At 73.3% G+C, this 20,823-nt stretch carries 21 protein-coding genes; 3 read left to right on the forward strand and 18 right to left on the reverse strand.

The genetic code is table 11. The annotated features are described in order from the left end of the window. Nucleotide 1 precedes the first annotated feature (1 nt). The 12 genes from ACFFF6_RS00590 to ACFFF6_RS00645 form a co-directional block, all read right to left on the reverse strand. Nucleotides 2-988 carry an alpha-ketoacid dehydrogenase subunit beta gene (locus tag ACFFF6_RS00590; protein ID WP_376977242.1) on the reverse strand — a complete coding sequence of 329 codons (987 nt, stop codon included), beginning with the start codon at nucleotides 986-988 and terminating at the stop codon, nucleotides 2-4. After that, nucleotides 985-2,013, reverse strand: a complete 1,029-nt coding sequence (locus tag ACFFF6_RS00595) for a thiamine pyrophosphate-dependent dehydrogenase E1 component subunit alpha (protein ID WP_376977244.1) — start codon at nucleotides 2,011-2,013, stop codon at nucleotides 985-987. The genes ACFFF6_RS00590 and ACFFF6_RS00595 overlap by 4 nt, the downstream gene beginning before the upstream one ends. Further along, the gene (locus ACFFF6_RS00600) at nucleotides 2,010-3,311 is read right to left on the reverse strand and encodes an NAD(P)H-dependent oxidoreductase (RefSeq protein WP_376977245.1); all 1,302 of its coding nucleotides are present in this window, start codon (nucleotides 3,309-3,311) and stop codon (nucleotides 2,010-2,012) included. Before ACFFF6_RS00600 ends, ACFFF6_RS00595 begins: the two co-directional genes overlap by 4 nt. Before the next feature lie 14 nt (nucleotides 3,312-3,325). After that, nucleotides 3,326-3,739 (reverse strand): transcriptional regulator GutM, encoded by a 414-nt coding sequence (locus ACFFF6_RS00605; RefSeq protein WP_376977247.1) that lies wholly within the window; start codon nucleotides 3,737-3,739, stop codon nucleotides 3,326-3,328. Between the two features lie 3 nt (nucleotides 3,740-3,742). Further along, a complete protein-coding gene (locus ACFFF6_RS00610) occupies nucleotides 3,743-4,111 on the reverse strand; it encodes a PTS glucitol/sorbitol transporter subunit IIA (RefSeq protein ID WP_376977249.1) in 369 nt (122 codons plus the stop codon). Between the two features lie 28 nt (nucleotides 4,112-4,139). After that, entirely contained in the window at nucleotides 4,140-5,153 is a 1,014-nt protein-coding gene (gene srlE / locus ACFFF6_RS00615; RefSeq protein WP_376977250.1) for a PTS glucitol/sorbitol transporter subunit IIB, read from the reverse strand. Then, a complete protein-coding gene (srlA, locus tag ACFFF6_RS00620) occupies nucleotides 5,150-5,842 on the reverse strand; it encodes a PTS glucitol/sorbitol transporter subunit IIC (protein WP_376977252.1) in 693 nt (230 codons plus the stop codon). Before srlA ends, srlE begins: the two co-directional genes overlap by 4 nt. Before the next feature lie 362 nt (nucleotides 5,843-6,204). After that, nucleotides 6,205-6,666: an NUDIX domain-containing protein gene (locus tag ACFFF6_RS00625; protein WP_376977254.1), complete on the reverse strand. Its 462-nt coding sequence runs from the start codon at nucleotides 6,664-6,666 to the stop codon at nucleotides 6,205-6,207. A 32-nt stretch (nucleotides 6,667-6,698) separates the two neighbouring features. Further along, nucleotides 6,699-7,547 carry an aldo/keto reductase gene (locus tag ACFFF6_RS00630; RefSeq protein WP_376977256.1) on the reverse strand — a complete coding sequence of 283 codons (849 nt, stop codon included), beginning with the start codon at nucleotides 7,545-7,547 and terminating at the stop codon, nucleotides 6,699-6,701. Between the two features lie 89 nt (nucleotides 7,548-7,636). Continuing rightward, nucleotides 7,637-9,115, reverse strand: coding sequence for a DUF4232 domain-containing protein (locus ACFFF6_RS00635; RefSeq protein ID WP_376977258.1), 1,479 nt, complete (start codon nucleotides 9,113-9,115; stop codon nucleotides 7,637-7,639). A gap of 78 nt (nucleotides 9,116-9,193) precedes the next feature. Further along, nucleotides 9,194-10,066: an aminotransferase class IV gene (locus tag ACFFF6_RS00640; protein ID WP_376977259.1), complete on the reverse strand. Its 873-nt coding sequence runs from the start codon at nucleotides 10,064-10,066 to the stop codon at nucleotides 9,194-9,196. Between the two features lie 74 nt (nucleotides 10,067-10,140). Beyond that, complete coding sequence (locus ACFFF6_RS00645) at nucleotides 10,141-10,662, reverse strand: hypothetical protein (protein ID WP_376977261.1); 522 nt, start codon at nucleotides 10,660-10,662, stop codon at nucleotides 10,141-10,143. A gap of 284 nt (nucleotides 10,663-10,946) precedes the next feature. Here ACFFF6_RS00645 and ACFFF6_RS00650 point away from each other — a divergent pair, with 284 nt between their 5' ends. After that, the gene (locus ACFFF6_RS00650) at nucleotides 10,947-11,402 is read left to right on the forward strand and encodes an MFS transporter (protein ID WP_376977262.1); all 456 of its coding nucleotides are present in this window, start codon (nucleotides 10,947-10,949) and stop codon (nucleotides 11,400-11,402) included. A 7-nt stretch (nucleotides 11,403-11,409) separates the two neighbouring features. Here the strand turns inward: ACFFF6_RS00650 and pdxT are convergent, their stop codons facing one another. Both pdxT and pdxS read right to left on the reverse strand, forming a co-directional pair. Next, complete coding sequence (pdxT, locus tag ACFFF6_RS00655; protein ID WP_376977553.1) at nucleotides 11,410-11,997, reverse strand: pyridoxal 5'-phosphate synthase glutaminase subunit PdxT; 588 nt, start codon at nucleotides 11,995-11,997, stop codon at nucleotides 11,410-11,412. Continuing rightward, nucleotides 11,991-12,881: a pyridoxal 5'-phosphate synthase lyase subunit PdxS gene (pdxS, locus tag ACFFF6_RS00660; protein WP_376977263.1), complete on the reverse strand. Its 891-nt coding sequence runs from the start codon at nucleotides 12,879-12,881 to the stop codon at nucleotides 11,991-11,993. The genes pdxT and pdxS overlap by 7 nt, the downstream gene beginning before the upstream one ends. 125 nt (nucleotides 12,882-13,006) lie before the next feature. On the opposite strand from pdxS, the gene ACFFF6_RS00665 reads away from it, so the two are divergent. Next, complete coding sequence (locus ACFFF6_RS00665; protein WP_376977265.1) at nucleotides 13,007-14,362, forward strand: aminotransferase class I/II-fold pyridoxal phosphate-dependent enzyme; 1,356 nt, start codon at nucleotides 13,007-13,009, stop codon at nucleotides 14,360-14,362. A gap of 24 nt (nucleotides 14,363-14,386) precedes the next feature. Here ACFFF6_RS00665 and ACFFF6_RS00670 read toward each other — a convergent pair whose 3' ends face one another. From ACFFF6_RS00670 to ACFFF6_RS00685, 4 genes are read right to left on the reverse strand one after another with little or no spacing between them, the layout of a single operon-like run. Further along, nucleotides 14,387-16,273, reverse strand: coding sequence for a putative nucleotidyltransferase substrate binding domain-containing protein (locus ACFFF6_RS00670; RefSeq protein WP_376977266.1), 1,887 nt, complete (start codon nucleotides 16,271-16,273; stop codon nucleotides 14,387-14,389). After that, the gene (locus tag ACFFF6_RS00675) at nucleotides 16,270-17,037 is read right to left on the reverse strand and encodes a hypothetical protein (protein WP_376977267.1); all 768 of its coding nucleotides are present in this window, start codon (nucleotides 17,035-17,037) and stop codon (nucleotides 16,270-16,272) included. Before ACFFF6_RS00675 ends, ACFFF6_RS00670 begins: the two co-directional genes overlap by 4 nt. A gap of 4 nt (nucleotides 17,038-17,041) precedes the next feature. Then, nucleotides 17,042-18,325, reverse strand: coding sequence for a galactokinase family protein (locus ACFFF6_RS00680; protein ID WP_376977268.1), 1,284 nt, complete (start codon nucleotides 18,323-18,325; stop codon nucleotides 17,042-17,044). Further along, on the reverse strand, nucleotides 18,322-19,188 hold the full coding sequence (locus tag ACFFF6_RS00685; protein WP_376977270.1) for a nucleotidyltransferase family protein: 867 nt from the start codon (nucleotides 19,186-19,188) through the stop codon (nucleotides 18,322-18,324). The genes ACFFF6_RS00680 and ACFFF6_RS00685 overlap by 4 nt, the downstream gene beginning before the upstream one ends. A gap of 106 nt (nucleotides 19,189-19,294) precedes the next feature. Between ACFFF6_RS00685 and ACFFF6_RS00690 the strand changes: the two genes are divergently transcribed. Continuing rightward, nucleotides 19,295-20,782 carry a glutamate-cysteine ligase family protein gene (locus ACFFF6_RS00690; RefSeq protein WP_376977271.1) on the forward strand — a complete coding sequence of 496 codons (1,488 nt, stop codon included), beginning with the start codon at nucleotides 19,295-19,297 and terminating at the stop codon, nucleotides 20,780-20,782. Nucleotides 20,783-20,823: the final 41 nt, after the last annotated feature.

Consider the following 20,823-nt stretch of genomic DNA (forward strand, 5'->3'; position numbering starts at 1 on the left):
CTCACCACTCCTTCACGAGGGCGGTCGCCTCGCGGACGATGTCCGCGACCTGCGGGACCGCGGCCTTCTCGAGATCCGGGTTGTACGGGATGGGGATGTCGAGCCCGCACAGCCGCTTCACGGGCGCCTGCAGGTGCCCGAAGGCCTCGGACTCGACGATGCTCGCGGAGATCTCGCCCATGAAGCCGCCGAAGCGGACCGATTCCTGGACCAGCAGCGCCCGTCCCGTCTTCGTCACGGACGACGTGATCAGCGGCAGGTCCAGGGGCTTCAGGGTGCGGGGGTCGATGACCTCGGCGCTGATGCCCTCGGCGGCGAGCTGCTCGGCCGCCTCCAGGGCGCGGGAGACCTCGACACCGGTCGCGACGATGGTGAGGTCGCTGCCCTCGCGCTCGATCCGGCCCTTCCCGAGGACGCCGACGCCGAAGCTGTCGGGCACCTCGAAGGTCTGCTTGTACAGCAGCTTGTGCTCGAGGACGATCACGGGGTTGGGGTCCTCGAGCGCCGCCAGCAGCAGCTCCGCCGCGTCGGTCGCGTTCGAGGGCATGACGACCTTCAGCCCGGGGATGCAGGTGAACCAGGCCTCGAGGGACTGGGAGTGCTGGGCGGCGGCGCCGGTGCCGGAGCCGCCGGGGGCCCGGATCACGAGCGGGACGCTCGCCTGCCCGCCCACCATGAAGTGCAGCTTCGCCGCCTGGTTGGCGATCTGGTCCATCGCCTGCGCCGTGAAGTCGGAGAACTGGATCTCGACGATGGGGCGCATGCCCGTGATCGCCGCCCCGACGCCCATCCCGACGATCCCGAGCTCCGAGATGGTCGTGTCGCGCACGCGCGCGGCGCCGAAGCGGTCGATGAGGTCGTTCTCCACGCCGAAGGCGCCGCCGTACAGGCCCACGTCCTCGCCCATCAGGAAGACCCGCTCGTCCTGCGTCATGGCCTGGGCCATGGCCTCGCGGATCGCCTCCGAGTACGTCATCTCCCGGGTCATCGGGTCGCCTCCTGCAGTCGGGTGTCGGTCGCGTCCACGGCGGAGGGCGCGTACACGGCGTCGAGCATCGCCGCGGGATCGGGGTCCTCGCCCTTCGTGCCGAAGACGACGGCCTCGCGGATCGCGGTGCGCGCCTCGGTCTGCGCCCCATCCAGCTGCTCCTGGGTCACGAGGCCCTGCTCGAGGATCCGGAAGGCGAAGGCCGCGATGGGGTCCTTCTCCTTCCACTCGGCGATCTCCTCCTTGGAGCGGTAGCGGTTCTTGTCCGACTTCGAATGTCCCCGCCAGCGGTAGGTGAGGGCCTCGACGAAGCTGGGGCCGCCCCCGGAGCGGGCGCGGTCGATGGCCTCCGCCGTGGCCTGCTGCACGGCGACGAGGTCGTTGCCGTCGACGGTCACGCCGGGGATCCCGTAGCCGGCGGCCTTGTCGGAGAGGTTCTCGACCTTGAAGGCCAGCTTCGAGGACATGGACATGCCGTACTGGTTGTTCTCGCAGACGAACACGACCGGCAGGTCCCACATGGAGGCCAGCGTCAGGGCCTCGTGCCAGGCCCCCTCGCCCACGGCGCCGTCGCCGTGGAAGCACACGGCGACCTTCCCGTTGCCGGTGAGCTGGTTGGTCAGCCCCGCCCCGGCGGCGATCGGCACGCCGCCGGCGACGATCCCGTTGGCGCCCAGGTTGCCGGTGGCGACGTCGGCGATGTGCATGGAGCCGCCGCGGCCGCGGCAGTACCCGTTGTCCTTGGCAAGCAGCTCGGCCATCATCCTCCCGAGGTCCGCCCCGCGGGCGATGCAGTGCCCGTGGCCGCGGTGCGTGGAGGTGATCTGGTCGCCGTCCTCGAGGTTCCGGCAGGTCGCGGTGGGGATCGCCTCCTCCCCGATGGACAGGTGCATGGTGCCGTGCATCATGCCGCGCCCGTAGAGATCCTCGACGGCCTCCTCGAACAGGCGGATCCGCCACATCGTGGCGAGGGCTGCGAGCGCCTCGTCCGGGTCGGTCAGCAGATCCGGTGCCGGGGCGGTCATCGGATCACCCCCGCGGCGAGGATCGAGTCCTGCAGGCGGCGCATCGCCACCAGCGGCCGGGACTCGTCGAGCTCGACGTCGGCGTAGGTGAGGGCCTGCCCGGCCGGGACGTCGCGCAGCAGCGTCGAGGTCGCGGCGAGGGCGATCGGCAGGAGGTCCGCCTCGCGGGCGGCGCCGGCGTCGTAGGCGGTGCCGTGGACGTGGTGGCCGCCGATGCCCTCGAGGACCGTGCCGGCGACGAGGTCGGACTTCGCGCACGCGATCACATCGGCGCTCCAGGCCGTCGGCTCGAAGGAGGCGCGGCGCTCGAGGACGGCCTCTCCGATCGACAGCGGCGCCTCGATGGAGGCGAGGTGGAAGGGCCGGTAGATCTGGAAGTAGTTCCCCTCCCCGGGAAGGCGCAGGTAGTGCAGCTCCTCGGTGACGACGTCGTTGTCGCTGCGGGCGATCACGAAGACGCCGGGGGCGACGTCGCCGGTCACGTACTCGACCACGGGGCCCTCGCCCTGGATGATCCCGCCCTCGGAGGCCGGGCGCAGCTTCGTCGCGAGGTCGGCCAGGTCGACCGCCTCGCCGTGCATGCCCGGCTCCTCGATCGCGTAGCCCGTCGCGTTGGCGAGCGCCGCCATCTCGATCTGGGTCTTGGTGCCGTCGGTGAAGGAGCAGAGCATCTTCGGGTTCATGCCCTTGCGCCTCGCCTCCTCCTCGACGTCCTCCGGGACGTCCGTGGGGCGCATCGGGTTGTTCTTGCCCTTGCCGGCGACGACGACCTCGAGGCCCAGGTCCTCCGCGTACTCGACGAGCTTGACGCATTCGACGGGCTCGTCGCCGCGGCACACCGTGTACACGGCGTCTCCGGCCGCGGCGATCCGGGCCAGCAGCAGGCCCACGGTGACATCGGCCTCCACGGTCATGAGGGCGACGTCGCGCCCGGCGAGCACGCAGGACAGGGCGACCTGCGCGGCGACGTCGGGGATGCCGGAGACCTCCACGACGATGTCCAGCGGCAGCTCCGCCAGGCGCAGCCCGTCGTCGAGGACCGCGGCCTGCCCGGCCTCGATCACGCGGGCGGCCTCCTCGATGCTGCCGGCGCGCACGACATCGGTGCGGCCCGCGTTCGCGAGCGCCTGCTCGGCGCGGTCGACCGCGATGTCCGCGACGGCCGCGACCTCCATGCCCCGGGCCCGATGGACCTGGGCGACCAGGCCCGATCCCATCTGCCCGGCACCGACGACGCCGACCCGGACGGGACGGCCGAGCTGCGCCTCACGGGCGATCAGCTTCTGGGTGTAGCTCATGATGTGGTCCTTCTCTAGGAGGTCGCGACGCGGCGCGAGCGATGGGCGGCCGTGCTGCGGGCGGTCGCACGGAACTGGACGGCGGCCTGCTGGAGGGCCTCGGTCATCCAGCGGCTGGTGGAACGGGACTCGATGGTCTTCAGGGAGCCCTCGAGGCCCGGAGCCCGGCGGAACCGGGCGAGGACGGTGGAGCCCTGCATGGTGCGGGCCTCGAGGACCTTCCGGGTGGTCGCGTCGACGGCGAGGATGACCACGCAGCCGCGCAGGAAGCCCTTGCCGCGACCGGAGACGACGACCACGCCGGGGCGGTCATGGGCGATCGCCATCTCGCGGACGGTCCGCGAGTAGGCGCGGTGCTGCAGATAGCTGAACGCGAAGGACAGGACGATCGCGGCGATCAGGATGATGACGAAGCCGAGCTGGTCCATCGGTCAGCCTCCGCGCACGACGACGCGGGAGCCCGTCTGCGGATCCGGTGCGGGGCCGGAGACGTGGACGGCGCCGGGCAGGAGCTTCTGCTCCCCCGCGTCGACGTACAGGACGACGTGGCCCAGCTCGCGCATGTTCGCGCTCGCCTGCTCGCCGATCCGCTCGACCGTGTACTCCGCTGCGCCGATCGCGATCACGTCGCCGGGGACGATGTCCCGCTCGAGAGAGGAGCCGTGCGTGTGCACGACGCTGACCTCGGCGAGCGCCGGCGGCACCGGCTCGCCGAAGAGGATGATCACGCCGGCCTCGAACATGCTGGGGGCATCGGCGCCGATGCCGGTGACGGTGGAGGTGTAGAGGTCCTGTGCCATGGGAGGGCCTTTCGGAGGGTCGGGCGGGTCAGTTGACGAGGAAGCCGGCGAGGTAGGCGATGACCACGGCTATCGGCGAGGTGATCAGGCGGGAGAAGAGCACGGCGGGCACGCCGACCGCGACCGTCTCCGGCTTCGCCTCCCCGAGCGACAGGCCCACGGGGATGAAGTCGCAGCCCACCTGGCCGTTGATCGCGAACAGGGTCGGCAGCGCGTACTGCACGGGCAGGTTCCCGGCCCCGATCTGGGTGCCCATGAGCACGCCGACGACCTGCGCGATCGCGGCGCCCGGCCCGAGGATCGGGGACAGGATCGGGATCGCGGTGATGATGCCCAGGAGCACGAGGCCCAGCGGGTTCTGCACGAGCGGGGTGACGCCCTGGGCGATCGCCTCCGAGATGCCGGTGTAGGTGACGATGCCGATCAGCAGCGACACGTAGGCCATGAACGGGATGATCGTCTGCAGGCACAGCTGGATCGCCTGGCGTCCGGAGGACAGCAGCGTGTTGATGACGTAGCCGATCCCGCCGCCGAAGCCGACGACGATCTTCGTGAAGCCGCCCATGCCGCCCGCGGCCATGGCCGCGCCGGTCGCCTCGATCCGCTCCTGCTTGGTGGGCAGGCTCTTCGGGTCGACGGGGGCGGCAGCGGCCGGCGCCGGGTCGCCCGCTCCGTCCACGAGCTCCACATCGCCCACGCCCACGGCGGAGACGAAGATGTCCTCGGTGATGAACTGGGCGAGCGGCCCGGAGGGCTCTCCCGGGTACACGTCGACGGTGGGGATGCGCTTCTTGGGATAGACGCCGATGCGGGCGGTGCCGCCGCAGTTGATGACGGCGCACAGGACCTTCGCGTCCTCGACGTGGTGGGTGAAGCCGTCGACGGCCTCGGCACCGGTGAGCTCGGCGATCCGCGCGGCGACGGGATGGATCCCGCCGCTGGTCACGGACAGGACGACGGTCTTCTCCTCGGTGGGGGTCAGGACGAGGCCCGGCCCCCAGCCGCCGCGGCCGTGCCGGACGCGGACGCTGCGCGCGCTCATCGGGCACCGCCCTGGATGGCGCCTGCGGCGTAGTCCTCGTCGAACGTCGCGAAGGTCGCCCGATGCTCGGGGTTGCGTCGGATCATCACGGAGGTGATCCACTGCGTGACGACGCCGCGGATCAGGATCACGACGATGCCGACCAGGAAGTACATGACGGCGAGCTTGGTGTAGGCCCCAGGGTTGATGGCGAGCACGCCTGCGGACACTCCCGTCCACACGAAGATCTCGCCCGCGTTGGCGTGCGGGAAGAAGCTCGTCACCGGGTGGACGAAGGAGACCGCGGAGTCGTAGAAGGCGGGCTTGTAGCGCTCGGGCAGGAAGCGGCCGAAGGTGTAGGCCATCGGGTTGGTGAGCATGATGACCGCGAGGATCGGCATGATCGTGTAGCGGGTCAGGGCGAACTTCCCGGACCACTGGACGGCGCGTGTGACGCGGTCCTCGCCGATCCAGGTCGTGACCGCGTACATCGCGGTGAGCAGGACGATCAGCAGCGGCAGGACGCCGGTGAAGAGGCCCATGAAGCTCTCGGCGGCGGCCTGGAACAGGCCGATGAAGTGCTCGGCGACCCAGGTGATCGCCTTCATCACCGGGTTGTCCGCGCCGACGGCGGGGGCTGCGGGATCGGCGAGGATCAGGCCTCCTGCGAGGTCCTGCGGGCCGGCCCCGAGCGGGGCGAAGCTGGTCATGGTGAATCTCCTTCGATCCACGAGGCGCGCCCGGAGGCGCGCAGGTCTGGGCGGGGTCGTGAGCCGCGGCGGTCGCGAGGGTTCCCCGTTCGCGGCCGAGCCCGGCTCCCATGCACCGGTCCCGTCGCTGGTCCGACGGGCCGGGCCGGCCGATGCTTCCTTCTATTGTCACAGATGTGACGATCTTGAAGCACACCTGTGTACTTGCGTCGCCCATCTTGCCCCGCCCACCCCACCCGCGCAAGCACTTCCCCGTGCACACGCACCGATGTGCAGACCCCGGCCGGGAGGCGGGGACCGAGCGCACGCGAGCGGCGCCCCGTCCGCAGATGCGGACGGGGCGCCGCTCGTCAGCGCTCCGGTCAGCCGACCGGCGGGATCTCCAGCATGCCGAGGCCGAACGGCCGGGAGCCCGGATCCGCCCGCAGCCAGGCGGCGACCGCCGGCGGGTACACGACGTAGCGGTCGAGCCGGGCGATCGGGAGCCAGGCCGTGCCGAGCTGCGCGTGATCGGGCTCGGGGCCGAGCCCCGGCACCTCGCCCTCCCGAAGCTCCGCCCAGAAGGCGACGTTGACCTGCTGGAACTCGACCTCACCCCGATCGGTGCCACGCCGTTGCAGCTCGAAGACGAGGGCCGCGCCGTGCACCCGGATCTCCGCGCCGATCTCCTCGCGGCATTCGCGCACGAGCGCCTGCTCCTGGGTCTCCCCGAACTCCTGACCGCCGCCGGGGAGGTCGTAGACGTCCTGCACCGTCCCGTCGGCCTGCCGGATCTGCGAGCGGTTCAGGAGGATCGCGTCATCCCGCAGGATCAGCGCCTTCACCCCGACGCGCGGGGAGCGCGGGCCCGGCCCGCTCAACGGCCCTGATGCCCGCTGAAGCCGGCAGGGTTCCCGCCGCGGCGGCCCTCGGGCCCCTTGTCGAGGGCGGTGATCGCCTCGACCTCCTGCGCGCTGAGGCTCAGCTCGCGGCTCGCGAGGTTCGCGACGATGCGCTCGGGGGTCACCGACTTGGGGATGACGATGTTGCCCAGGGCCAGGTTCCAGGCGAGGACGACCTGCGCGGCGGAGGCGCCGTGGGACTCCGCGATCCGCGTGATGACCGGATCCTCCAGCTCACCGCCGCCCTGCCCCAGAGGGGACCAGGACTCCGTGCGGATGCCCATATCCGCATGGAAGGCGCGCAGCTCGGCCTGCCCGAAGTACGGGTGCAGCTCGATCTGGTTGAGGACGGGAAGGACGCCGGTCTCCCGCTCGAGCATCTCGAGGTCCTCGATGCGGAAGTTGGAGACGCCGATCGAGCGGATCCGGCCGGCGGCCTGCAGCTCCACGAGGGTCCGCCAGGTCTCCAGGGCGAGGCCGCGCTCCGGGGCGGGCCAGTGGATGAGGTAGAGGTCCAGCTCCTCGAGGCCCAGGTCCGCCATGGTCGCGTCGAAGGAGGCGAGGGTCGCCTCGCGCCCCTGGTCCTGGTTGGGGACCTTGCTGGTCACGAAGACCTCATCGCGATCCAGACCGGAGGCCGCGAGGGCACGGCCCACGCCGTGCTCGTTGTTGTAGCCGCGGGCGGTGTCGATGTGCCGGTAGCCGGCCTCGAGGGCGCGGGAGACGACATCAGCCGTCTGCTCGGGCGCGACCTGCCAGACCCCGAAACCGAGCTGCGGGATGGAGCGGCCGTCATGGAAGCGGAGAACGGGTGTGCTGGGCATGGGTGCTGAGCTCCTCGGGAACGGGCCGCGGCCAGATGCCGCGGCGGCGCGGACCGATCCAGGCTACCGTCGCCCCAGGGGCCTGCGCCTCAGCTGATCAGCGCCCAGATCCCGGCCCCCAGCTCGGCACCGCCGGGCTCCCCGTCCCTCACGTCGACGGGAGCCGGCGGCGGATCGCCCCAGCCGGCGTCGACGCCCGTCCCGGCCTGCGCACCGGGCATGCCCGCGAAGGACTCCTCCACCAGCGGGTACGCGAGGATCACGACGGGCACGGGGACGATGCTCCCTCCCGACTGCGGAAGCCGGACGGCGAGACGCTGCCCGGTCTCCCGGTCGGCGGCCTCGCCGCCGCCGGACCATTCCAGCGGGGACACGGCGACCCCGCCCGCGGGCAGGACCGCGCCGAGGCCGTCCGGGTCCTCGCCCTCCTGCCCGGCCGAGGGGACGATCCGCAGGTCGATGTCGCCCCCGCCCTGGCGCAGCTGCAGCTCGGGGCGGCCGCGCAGCGCGCAGGTCCGCGTCGAGATGTTGCGGGCCTCGAGGGTCGCCGTCGACCGGGCCCCGCCCAGGTCCCAGTCCCCGGCGCGCAGCCGCAGCTGATCCGCGGTGCAGACGGGCACGTCCGCGGGCACCGGGACGGGGTCCGCCTGCCTCGGGTCCACGCTCTCCTCCTCCGCCGGGTCCGGCCCGCTGACGGGCAGGTCGACCCAGGTCCGGGCGAGCGGGGCCTCGGCATCCGCGGGCGGTGCCGGCACCGGACGCGAGAGGGCGACCGACGCGAGGACCAGGGCGAGGACGACCGGCGCGGCCAGCAGCAGCCCGGTGCGGCAGGCACCCGGTGCCGCCGGGGCCGCAGAGGCCTCGGGATCGGCCACGAACGCGCGCAGGATCCCGCGAGCCAGGAGGGCGCCGATGCCGAGCGCCGGCGTCATGGCGATCAGGAGCAGCACGCCGGCGCCGAGGACGCCGATGCCCGGGGCGCCGAGGATGATCCAGGCCCCGAGGAGGGCCGCGCCCAGGAGCACACCACCCACCGTTCCGATCAGCACGCCCAGCCCGGCGAGGACCCAGGCGAGACCGCGGCGCGGGGTCTCGGACCGCATCCACAGCCAGGAGGCGAGGGCGGAGAGCGAGACCCCTGCGGTGCAGCCGGCGACGAGGGCGGGGATCGAGCTGCCCAGCAGCGCCCCGCTCACCACGACCGCGAGGACCAGCAGCGGCCCCAGCAGCCATGGGACGGTCGCGTGCCCGCCCCGCCCGCTCGAGGGCCCAGGCGGAGGATGCGGCGCGGCCGGACCTGCGAAGAGGACGACCGCGATCGCCGTCCATGCCCCCGCCCAGGCCACCAGTCCGAAGCGGACGACCCGGCGGTAGTGCTCGCGCGCATCGGCCCAGATGTCGACGCGCTCCTCCTCCGGGAACAGCACCCACCCGGGGTCCGCGCCGAGGGCGGAGGCATGGTGCCCTGCGGCCGCCATGACCACGACCGCGAGGACCATCATGACCCCTGCGCAGATCATCGCCGCCGACCGCCAGGCAGCAGCGGAGGGGACGGAGAGGGAGGTCATGCCCCGAATCTAGCGCCCGGGCAGGGCGTCACCGCCCCCGCGGCCGCCCGGACGGGGAATCCGCACATTTCTTCCCCATCAGGCTCCGCGCAGGTGCGCGAGCAGGCGGGCGGTGAGCTCCGCATCCACCGGCAGCTCCTGTCCGTCCAGATGCGTGATGGGAGCGACCAGACGCGTGCTGGACAGGAGCCACGCGCCGTCGGAGGCGAGGACCTCGGCCGGGGTGAGGAGCTTCTCGCCGGTGGTGCGGCCGGCGGCGGCGAGCATCTCGAAGACGGAGGCGACGCAGGTCCCCTGCAGGACTCCGGCGCTGAGCGGGGTGGTCACGAAGGTCTCGCCCAGGCGGACCAGCAGCGTCGAGGTGGGGCCCTCGAGGGCGTAGCCGTCGGTGGAGACGAACAGGACGTCGTCGTCACCGCGGCGCTTCGCCTCCCGGACCGCGGACATGTTCCCGGCGTAGCTGAGGGTCTTCGCCCCGGCCAGGAGCCACGGCGAGTCGGCGACGACGGTCGAGGGCAGGCCGCGGCTGAGCGCCGAGACGCGGATGCCGGCCCGCTCGCGGGACCAGTCCGCGGACTCTCGCGCATGGATCCAGGCGGTGGGGACTCCCGTGCCCTCGTCGCCGCGGGTCATGACCACCCGCACCGACAGCTCGGGCACGTCCTCGTGCTCCGCGACCGCGAGGGCGAAGGCCTCCTCGAGGATGCCCAGGTCCGGGGCGGGCAGCTCCAGCATCTCCGCGCTGCGGGCGAGACGGCGCAGGTGGGGTCCCAGGTTCTGAGGGGCTCCGTCGAAAACGCCCACGGTCTCGAAGATCCCGTCGCCGCGGGTCACGCCCAGGTCGATGACGGTCAGCTGCGCCGCGGCCTCGTCGGCCCGGGCGAAGGGGGCTCCGTCCGCGGAGGCGCCGGTGACACCCGGGACGAGGACGAGGACGGGCTGTGCGGACATCGGGGACTCCTGTGCTCGAGACGCGCCCGGACAGGCTCCGGGCGGACGTACCCGACCAGGCTACTCGCCGTGGCTCACGCGGCGCCCAGCTCCGCCGAGGCGCGGGTTCCCGGGACGATCTCGCAGCGGATGAGCCGGTGGTCGTCCCAGCCGATGTCGCCCACGACCTCCGGCGTGAGGGGGCGGTAGGGCGGGCACACGGGCGGATCCGGCATCGGCGGGAGCCAGGTGGGGAGCGGGACGACGGGGGCCGGCAGGGTCTCGAACCGGCCGAGGGGCGTCGGGACCGTCGGTCCCGGGACGGCGATCGGCATCGGCCCCGAAGCCTCAGGGGCGGAGACGCCGTCCTGCGCCCCGGCCTGCGCGGCCAGCTCGAGGCCGCGGCGGCGGACCAGCAGAGCGGCATCGGCGAGGCGCGGCCGGACGCGGAAGGACCATTCCGTGCGGAACGACTCCGCGTCCTCGCCCGTCCACGTCGTGGTCTCCACGAGCACGTGCACGCGGAACCCGAGGTCCTGGAGGAGCTCCGCCCGCCGGGCGTACAGCATCGACACATCGCGCAGCATGTCCGTGTCCGCGCCGAGGAACATGGCCATCGAGCAATACTCCGTCCGTCGCGCATACCCCCGAGCGGGGACTCCGGTCGAGCCTACGGAAAGCCGCGGCGGCAGGCCATGGGGAGGACTGCCCATGGGGTGGCGCTTGTCCCCCGGGCATGCCCGGGATAAGGTCCCTCTGGGCTTCCCAGGACGCCCGTGCGAGCTGATGTCCCAGTCCGACCTGTCTGGCGGCTCGCGGTGATGAACCCCTTGAGGCCACCATGCATACAGGTCCCCCCTCTTCCCTGTTCTCCTCCCCTGCTCTCGCACGCTACCGCGGTGTGCTCGCAGCCCCGGGCGGGCTGCGCTTCTTCGTCCCGGCCGCGATCGCGCGCCTCGGCGTCGCGATGAGCCGCCTCGCCGTGCTGTGGGCCGTCCAGTCGGCTGCAGGATCCTTCGCGCAAGCGGGCGCAGCGACCGGCGCGTTCGCCATCGCCGATGCGGCCGTCGGACCGCAGGTTGCCCGACTCATCGACCGCTGGGGCCAGCGGCGGGTCGTCTCGGCGACAGCGACGCTGTTCCTGCTGAGCTGCGCCATGCTGGCGACCGGCTGCATGCGAGAATGGCCGTTGCCTGCACCGGTCGCCCTGGCCGGACTCGCCGGGGCATCGGCACCTCCGGTCGGGGCGCTCATCCAGGCACACGGATGGCCCGCCGGGTTCCTCGCCACAACCGCGCTGACAGCGCTTCCTCCGGCCCTCCTGTTGCCCGCGGCGCGGCACGTGGAGACCTCCTGACGTTCCCTCACCCCCGCACGACGTCACGCAGCAGCCGATGGAAGCGGTCCTCGCCCGTGATCTCCGGATGGAAGGACAGGCCGATCAGGGGACCCTGGCGCACGGCGACGGCGCGGCCGTCGGGCAGGCTCGCGAGGACCTCGACGCCGGAGCCCGTCTCCTCGATGACCGGGCCGCGGATGAAGGCGGCACGCACCGGCTCCGGGCCGAGCACGGGCACGTCGAGGTCGGCGTCGAAGGAGTCGATCTGGCGGCCGAAGGCGTTGCGGCGCACGGTCACGTCGAGCCCGCCGATGCCCTCCTGCCCGTCCTCCCCGCCGACGATCCGGTCCGCGAGCAGGATCAGCCCGGCGCAGGTGCCGAGCACGGGCAGACCGCCGGCGACCGCGGCACGCAGAGGTCCGAGCAGGTCGAAGGATCGCAGCAGGCGGATCATGGCGGTCGACTCGCCGCCGGGGACGACCAGGCCGTGCACCGCCTCGAGCTCGGAGGAGCGGCGCACGGGGAGCGCCTCGGCCCCGATGCCCACGAGCATCCGCACGTGCTCGCGGACGTCGCCCTGCAGGGCGAGGACGCCGATCCGCGGGCTCACCAGCCCCGCTCGGCCAGCCGATGCGGCGCGGGGATCTCCGCGACGCTGATGCCGACCATCGCCTCGCCGAGCCCGCGGGAGGCCTCGGCGATCACGCGCGGGTCGTCGTGGAAGGTCGTGGCCTTCACGATCGCGGCGGCGCGGGCGGCGGGATCGCCGGAGCGGAAGATGCCGGAGCCGACGAAGACGCCGTCCGCGCCGAGCTGCATCATGAGCGCGGCATCGGCCGGGGTGGCGACGCCGCCCGCGGTGAACAGCGGCACGGGCAGGGCGCCGTCCCGGGCGACCTGGGCGACCAGCTCGTAGGGGGCCTGCAGCTCCTTCGCGGCGACGTACAGCTCCTCGGGGCCGGTCGCGGCGAGGGCGCGGATCTGCGCGGTGATGGTGCGGATGTGCTTGGTCGCCTCGGAGACGTCCCCGGTGCCGGCCTCGCCCTTGGATCGGATCATCGCGGCGCCCTCGGCGATCCGGCGCAGCGCCTCCCCCAGGTTCGTCGCCCCGCACACGAACGGCACGGAGAACGGCCTCTTGTCGATGTGGTGGACGTAGTCCGCCGGGGAGAGGACCTCCGACTCGTCGATGTAGTCCACGCCCAGCTCCTGCAGGACCTGCGCCTCGACGGTGTGCCCGATCCGCGCCTTCGCCATGACCGGGATGGTCACCGCGGCGATGATGCCGTCGATGAGGTCGGGGTCGCTCATGCGGGCGACACCGCCCTGGGCGCGGATGTCCGCAGGCACGCGCTCGAGGGCCATGACGGCGACGGCCCCGGCCTCCTGCGCGATCCTCGCCTGCTCCGGCGTGACGACGTCCATGATGACGCCGCCCTTGAGCATCTGCGCGAGTCCGCGGCCGATCTCTCCGGCGCCGGTCGTCTGCTCCGTCATGACTGCACTCCTCATCGTTTGACCTATGCCAAATGCGATTCTGGCCCATGCAGAGCACGGCGGTGATGCGGCGTCCACGGGCCGGACAGCCCGGCGCCGGGCACCGGGCCGATAGACTCGCCCCCGTGCCCGCCCCCACCGGTCCCGCCATCTCCGGCAGCACCGCCGCGGAGATCGCCGACAGCATCCGCGCCCTCATCGAGCGCGGCGCCCTGTCCCCCGGCGACGCGCTCCCTCCCGTCCGCTCGCTCGCGCAGCAGCTCGGCGTCAACCGCAACACCGCGACCGCCGCCTACCGCCGTCTCGCCGAGTCCGGGGCCGTGCGCTCCCAGGGCCGCGCCGGCACGCACGTCGCCTCGGCGGCCGTCCCGGCGCGCGAGGGCTACACGGAGGCGGGCGCCCTGCGCGACGTGGCCGCCGGCAACCCCTCCCCCGCTCTCATCCCCGACCTGCGCGCGGCGCTCGCGGCCGCCGCGGGCCGCCCCGTCCTCTACGGGGAGGCGGCCTTCGACCCCGGCTTCGAGGACTGGGCCCGCGCCTGGATGGCCCCCGACGTCCCGGTCCCCGCCGACGAGCTGTCCCTCAGCCTCGCCGGCGGCGCCGTCGACGCGCTCGAGCGGCTCCTCGCCCAGGCCCTCATGCGCGATGACCTCGTCGCTCTCGAGGACCCCTGCTTCCTGGCGAGCATCCACACGGTCCGCCTGGGCGGCTACCGCGCCCTCCCCGTGCCGATGGACGAGGAGGGCATGACCCCCGACGGGCTGCGCGCCGCCCTCGAGCAGGGCGCCCGCGCGGTCGTGTGCACCCCGCGGGCGCAGAACCCGACCGGCGCCTCCCGCACCGCCGCGCGCGCCGCGCAGCTGCGCGAGGTCCTCGCCGACCACCCGTACGTGCTGGTCATCGAGGACGACTACTACTCCCTGCTGTCCCGCAGGCCGTTCCACCCGATCATCGGCCCCGAGCATCGGCGCTGGGCGCTGGTCCGCTCCGTGTCCAAGTTCGCCGGTCCCGACCTGTGCCTCGCCGTCCTCGCGACCGATCCCCGCACCGCGCAGCGGCTCTCGCTGCGCCTGGGCGCCGGGACCACCTGGGTGAGCCATCTGCTCCAGCGGATCGGACACGCGGTGCTGCGCGATCCGGCGGCGCGGGAGCTCATCGAGGAGGCGGGAGCGCTGTACGCGCGCAGGAACGCCGAGTTCGCCCGGCTGCTGGGCGCACAGGGCATCGAGGTGCCGCCGGGCGACGGGCTGAGCCTGTGGGTCCCCCTCCGCGCCCCCGCCCAGCAGGTCGCGCACCAGCTCATGCGCCGCGGCTGGCTGGCCCGCACCGGGGACGAGTTCCGGCTCGACGCGGGGACGGGCCAGGGCGGGGAGGCCGCGCCGCCCTCGCGCCACCTGCGCCTGACCGTGCACGAGCTCGAGCACGCCGAGGCCGAGCGCCTGGCCGCCGACCTCGCCGCCGCGATCGCGGAATCGGGCTGAGGATCAGGACAGAGGGCGGCAGGCTCAGGCCAGCTGCGCGGCGAAGCGCCGCAGCTCCGTCTGCGCGTCCCGCACGATGGTGAACGCATCCTTGAGGTGGCCGCGCTCGTAGCCGGTCATCGCATCGGGCGCGAGGTCGTCGTTCATCGCGAGTGCGCTCTCCCGCCGCTCCTGCCGATGCCGCAGCCGCACGCCTGCCATCAGCGTGAGCGCGTTGAGCAGGTCGCGCGCCGCGGCCGGCGTCATCAGACCCGCCTCCTGCGCGGCCTCGAGCCGCGCGAAGGACTCGGGGGCGAGGCTCCCGGCCGCGAGCGCGTAGATCCGGGCGATGTCGAGGATCGGGCCGATGCCGCCGCTCTCGATGTCGAGCACCTTCTGGCCCTCGCCGTCGCGGCTGAGGACGAAGGTGCGGAAGAAGCCCAGCGGCGGCGAGGTGCGCAGCGCATTGCTCGTCAGCGCCCGCAGCAGCGGCACCGGACGCCGCAGCAGATCCCTCAGGATGCCCTCGATCTCCTCCGCGAGACCCGCATCGCCGTGGACGGGACGGACGTCCAGCAGATCGGTGACGGCGCGGAGCTCCTCCGCGTCCGGGTCGACGATCCACCGCTCGTAGTACTCCCGCCACTGGCTCAGCGGCTGGCGCCACCGGGGGAAGGTCGTGGTGAGGCCGTGGCCGTTCTGCTCGATGCCGCACACCTCGAGACCGTTGTTCACGCGGCGGGCCAGCTCGGAGAAATACTGCTCGGCGTCGGCGAGGGCGAACTCGTCCCCGAGATCGAGGTCCTCCCGCACGAGCACGCTGCTCTGAGGGGAGCCGACGGTCAGCCCGCGGCGCGCCTGCGCCCCCGCCGCCATCCACACGTAACGGCTCGGAGGCGGCCCCAGGCGCTCCTCGGCGAGGACCAGCAGCCGGGAGGTGCAGGCATCGACGATGCTGGTCACCACGTGCGCGACCTCCTCGGGCGACTGCTCGGCCAGGAGCAGGGCGGCCTGCAGCTGCGGCAGCTCGCTCATGGTCGTCGCGAGCTCCCCGATGGTCGACGCCTCGGACACCCGGCGCGCCAGGTCGATGGGCTGCACGCTGTGATGATCGCGGAACAGATCCGTCGCGGAGACGACCCCGAGGATCATCCCGCCCTCGCGCACCGGCAGATGCCGGACGTCATTCTCGACCATCACGATCATGGCCTCGAAGGCGGAGCGGCTGCCGAGGATCGTGCACGGATCCGGGGTCATCACCTGCGCGACGAGGGTGTCGAGCCCGCACCCCTGGGCGAGGACGCGTGCGCGCAGGTCGCGGTCGGTGACCACGCCGACCAGCTCCTCGCCCTGCTGCACGCAGGCCAGGGAGGTGCCGGCGGCGGTCATGGCGGCCGCGGCCTCCTGCACGGTCGACCCGGGGCCGATGCGCACGGCGGGCCGGGCGACGAGATCGCGGACCGGGGAGCCGGTGACGGTGCCCATCGCGGTGATCGCCCCGGTGCTGCGCAGCGCATGCTGCAGGCGCACCTCGGCGCCGGCGAAGGCCTCGCGGACGTCGGGGACCTCGGCGACCAGCTCGTCGAAGATCCCGATCGGGAAGCGGTGCAGGACCGTGTCCTCGATCGCGGTCGCGGAGTAGCCGGTGCGCGTCCCGGAGGTCGCCGAGCGACGACCGAAGAAGTCCCCCTCGCCCAGCCGGGCCCGCAGCGAGCCGTCGCTCTCGCGCTGCTCGACCGCGCCGCTGCGCACCAGGTGGACCAGGTCGTTCAGGTCGCCGTCGGCGAACACCACCGTCCCCTCGGGCACGACGACGGTGTCCGCGGCCGCGGCGAGGGCGTAGGACACCGACGGGGGCATCCGGTCCAGCGGATGGCAGCTCGAGACGAAGTCCAGGATCCCCGGCACGTCCTGCGGACCGGGCGCGCTCATGGCCGTGGCACCCAGCAGACGACCAGGCCTTCCGCGCACCAGGCCAGATGGTGCTCGAGCGGATCCCCGTCGATCGGGGCGTCGATCACGTCGAGCCCCGTCCCGACCGCGGCATCGCGCAGGTCCCCGGAGGCGAGCGCCCCGACCGGCAGCTCCACGCCCTCGGCACGGGCGGGGGCGACCATCTCGCGCAGCGGGAGCTCCGCGGCGGCGCCGGTCCCCAGCAGGGCGTCGAAGAGGTGCTCGTCCATGAGGTCCCGGGCGGCCTCGTCGCGGGCGCTCCCCTCCGCGGGGGAGGCGTCGAGGGCCGTGAGCGTCGCCTCGAGGGCGTCGGCGTAGCGCTCCAGGTAGGTGCCGAGGTCCGGGGCCGCCAGGCGCAGCGCGAGGTCCTCGCCGATCCCGTGGACCGCGCCGGGCCGCCCGTCCTCGTCGAGGGTGAGGACGACCGCGACATCGGCGCCCTCGTGCAGCGGGTAGAAGGTGGTGGGTGCGCCCAGCAGCGTGTAGGGGCCCTCATCGCTGCGGCTCGCCGTCAGCAGCTCCAGGCCCGAGCCGCCGCGCACGGAGATCCCCCCGAGCTCCTCGACGATCTGGACGAGCGCCGGCGGCGGATCCCCCGCTGCCTCCGCCTCGGCGAGTCCGGGCACGAGCTCGACGTCGTCCTCGTGGGTGCGGGCCAGGGAGGCGAGCCGCTCGAGGACGGGGCGCAGCGGAGCGACCGGGAGCAGGGCGCTGCCGGGCCAGTCCACCGGACGGGGATCCACCGGCTCAGCCCTCCTGCCGGATCGGATCGATGCGGTGCGCGGCTCGGCCCGGGCGCGTGCGCAGCACGGAGGCGGCGCCTCGATGCTGCGGGAACTGCTCGAGATAGGTGCGCTCCCAGTCCGCGGCGAAGGCGTCGGCCCGGTCCTCGGGCACCAGGGCCCAGACGCTGCCGCCGAAGCCTGCGCCGAAGGCGCTCGCAGCGACCGCCCCGAGCTCGCGCGCGCCCCGCTGCAGGGCGATCGTCTCGGGGACCTGGTTGCCGAGCCCGTCCTCGGCGGCGCGCTGCGATTCGTCGACCAGGTCGCCGAACTCGACGAGGTCCCCGTCCTCGAGGGCGATCGCCGCCGCGGGGACGAGCCGCTCCGATTCGGCGAGGAACTGGGCGAGCCGGCCCGGCAGGTACTCCTCCCCCGCGACGAGCGCGGCGATCGCCTCGCCGGACACAGGAGCGGTGGCGACGGCCTCCGCGAGGGTGCGGTCCATGCGGGCCTTCTCGAGGTTCCAGCGCTGGACCAGCTCCGATGCCGCCAGCGACACCCGGTTGTAGGCGGTCAGGGCAGGCCCCGTCTTGCGGGCCTCGACGCCGCTGACCGCGATCACGAAGACGTGCCCGGCCGGGAAGGGGACGACGCGCTCGCGGCGCACCGGGCAGAAGGAGAACTGGACCAGCGCGTCCTTCTCCCCGCACAGCATGCCCGTGTGGTCCTCGCTGCCGCCGAAGGTGCCGACGCCGCGATGCCCGGCCAGCTCGCCGAAGCTCTGGCCGTTCTCGACGGTGCCCAGGTACTCCGCGAGCCGCTCCCGGTCCGGGACCGCGCGCAGGAACCGCGGGTCCTCGCCGATGCCGGAGAGGTCGATGAGCACGAGTGCCACGCCGACGATGAGCGCCGAGGAGCTGGACATGCCGGCCGCGGCCGGCAGGGTCGAGGTGACGGTGACGTCCGCCCCGCGCAGGAGGCCCGGGAAGTTCGCGTCCAGGCGCTGGGCGACGGCGCGGACGTATCCGCCCCAGTGCCCGTCGCCCGCGTCCTCCTCCGGCAGGGCGTCGAGGTCAAGGACGACCTCGTCCGCGGAGAGGGAGGAGGTGACGCGGAGGATCCGGTCCTCGCGGACCGTCGCGGCGACCGTGTGGCCCAGGTCCACGGCGGCGAGCAGAGAGCGTCCGCCCGCGTAGTCGGTGTGCTTGCCGAGCACCTCGATGCGACCCGGCACGAACCAGGTGCTGGCGTCCGGGCCGCGGCCGGGGTCCGCGGCGGAGATGCCGGTGCGGGTCATGCTGCTGGTCACAGGGCCACCTCCACGGCCGCGAGAGCGTCCTGGACGGCGGTGACGTCGCCGCGCGAGGACATGTCGAGCACGCCGACGGCGGCGGGGACGACGGTGATGGGCTCGCCGTCGGCGAGGAGGAGCCGGACGGTGTCGATGATCTCGAGCTCACCGCGGGGCGAGAGCTCGGTGCGGGCGCAGGCGTCGAAGACGGCGGGCGTGAACAGCCACGCGTTCATCGACACGGGGGCCTGCTCCCCATAGGCGGCGAGGGTCTGCTCGTCGGGCTTCTCGACGATGTCCGCGAGCAGCCCCTCCCGCTCGCCCTCGTCGACGGCGACGAGCGCGAAGGCGCGGATCCGCTCCGCGGGGATGTTCGAGCGCTCGACGAGGGCGGCGCGGTCGAAGCCCAGCAGGGCCGTGCCGGGGGCGGCGGCGAGCGCGGAGAGCGCCTCGGCCGGGTAGTAGTTGTCGGAGTTCAGGACGATCACCCGGTCCGAGCCCGCGAAGTCGCGGGCGGCGGCGACCGCATCGGCCGTGCCGCGGGGCTCCTCCTGGACGGCCGTGACGACGCGCACGCGACCGCCGCTGGTGGCGGCCGCGTAGTCGCGCAGCGCCTCGTGCTCGGGGCCGATGACGAGGCAGACCTCCGTGATGCCGGCATCGGCGAGCGCGGAGACGACATAGTCGAGGAAGGGGCGGCCCACGTCGATGAGCGCCTTCACGCCGGAGGCGGCCACGGCGGCCTGGGCGTCGCTGAGCTGGGCGTCCGCATCGGCGCGCCGCATCCGGGTGCCGAGCCCGCGGGCGAGGACGACGGCCTTGCGCACGGGGGCGGGATCGGCGCCGGGCAGGGGGGACGGAGCGGGGATCGAGGTGGTCACCAGAGGGATTGTACGGACCCTGTCCCGTCCGCGGTCGGAGGAGGCCTCCGACGTGCTCGCCGTGGCATGCTGAGCTCCCCCGCTTCGCCCGGCTCCGGAGGTCCGCATGGGACGTGAGATCGGCTCGACCCAGTACACGCGCGCGCAGCGCACCGCCTACCGGCTGGAGCTGCGCCGGAACCTCGACCTGTTCGAGTCCTACCTGGACACGGCGAGCTTCGTCGCGGAGGGGACGATCGGCGTCGAGCTCGAGATGAACCTCGTCGACGGGGAGCAGCAGCCGGCGCTCACCGCGGTCGAGGTGCTCGCGGATCTGGACGAGGACTACGTCCATGAGATCGGCCGCTTCAACGTCGAGGTGAACCTGCCGGTCACCCACCCCACGGGCACCGGGCTGCGGGATCTCGAGGACGAGCTCGCCTCCCGGATCGACCGGGCCGATGCCGCCGCCCGCGTCCATGGCAGCCGGATCGTGCCGATCGGCCATCTGCCCACCATCACGCAGGACCTGCTGGCCGGCTCGCAGTGGCGGGCCCCCGGCGCCCGCTACGACGCCCTCGACCAGATCGTGCTCGAGGCCCGCGGGGAGGAGATCCATCTGCGGATCGATGGCGAGGGTCGCGGGCTGGACATGCTGTTCGACTCGATCTCCCCGGAGTCGGCGTGCACCTCGATGCAGCTGCATCTGCAGGTGGCGCCGGAGATGTTCGCTGCCGCCTGGAACGCGTCGCAGGCGATCGCGGGCCCGCAGGTGGCGCTCGCCGCGAACTCCCCGTTCCTGCTGGGCAAGCGGCTGTGGCATGAGACCCGCATCCCGGCCTTCGTGCAGTCGCTGGACACGCGCCCGCCGGAGTACGCCGAGCAGGGCGTGCGGCCGCGGGTGTGGTTCGGGGAGCGCTGGATCACGTCGATGTTCGACCTGTTCGAGGAGAACGTGCGCATGTTCCCCGCGCTCATCCCGGAGACGCGGACGATGGCGGAGGAGCCGCTGCTCACCGAGGGCGCGGCCCCGCGGCTGCACGAGCTGATGCTCCACAACGGGACGGTGTGGCGGTGGAACCGGCCGATCTACGACCCCGGGACCGATGCCCCGCATCTGCGGCTCGAGAACCGTCTGCTCCCGGCGGGGCCGACGAGCCTGGACATGGCCGCGAACGCCGCGTTCTTCTACGGCCTGGTGCACTCCCTGCTGCAGGAGCGGCGCCCGCTGTGGTCGCGGATGAGCTTCGCGCAGGCCGAGGACGCCTTCCTCGCCTGCGCCCGCTGGGGGCTCGAGGCGCGGATCACCTGGCCGCGGCTGGGCCGGGTGCGGGTCGCGGACCTGCTGGTCCATCATCTGATCCCCCAGGCCGTCGACGGGCTGCGGGACCTGGGCGCGGACGAGGCGGTCGTCTCCCGGTACGAGGAGGTGCTGCTGGGCCGGGCGCGATCGGGCCGCAACGGCGCGCGCTGGCAGATCGACACCGTCGGCTCGCTCGAGCTGCACGGGGCGACCCGTCCCGAGGCGCTCGCGGAGATGACCCGCCTCTACGCCGAGGGCGTCCGCTCCGGGGCACCGGTGCACGACTGGCCCAAGTCCGCGCACCGCCGCTGAGCTCGCGGAGGGCCCGCCGGGTCGGGCGGCGGGGCGCGCTC

The sequence above is a fragment of the Brachybacterium hainanense genome (assembly GCF_042434575.1).
Taxonomy (GTDB): Bacteria; Actinomycetota; Actinomycetes; order Actinomycetales; family Dermabacteraceae; genus Brachybacterium; species Brachybacterium hainanense.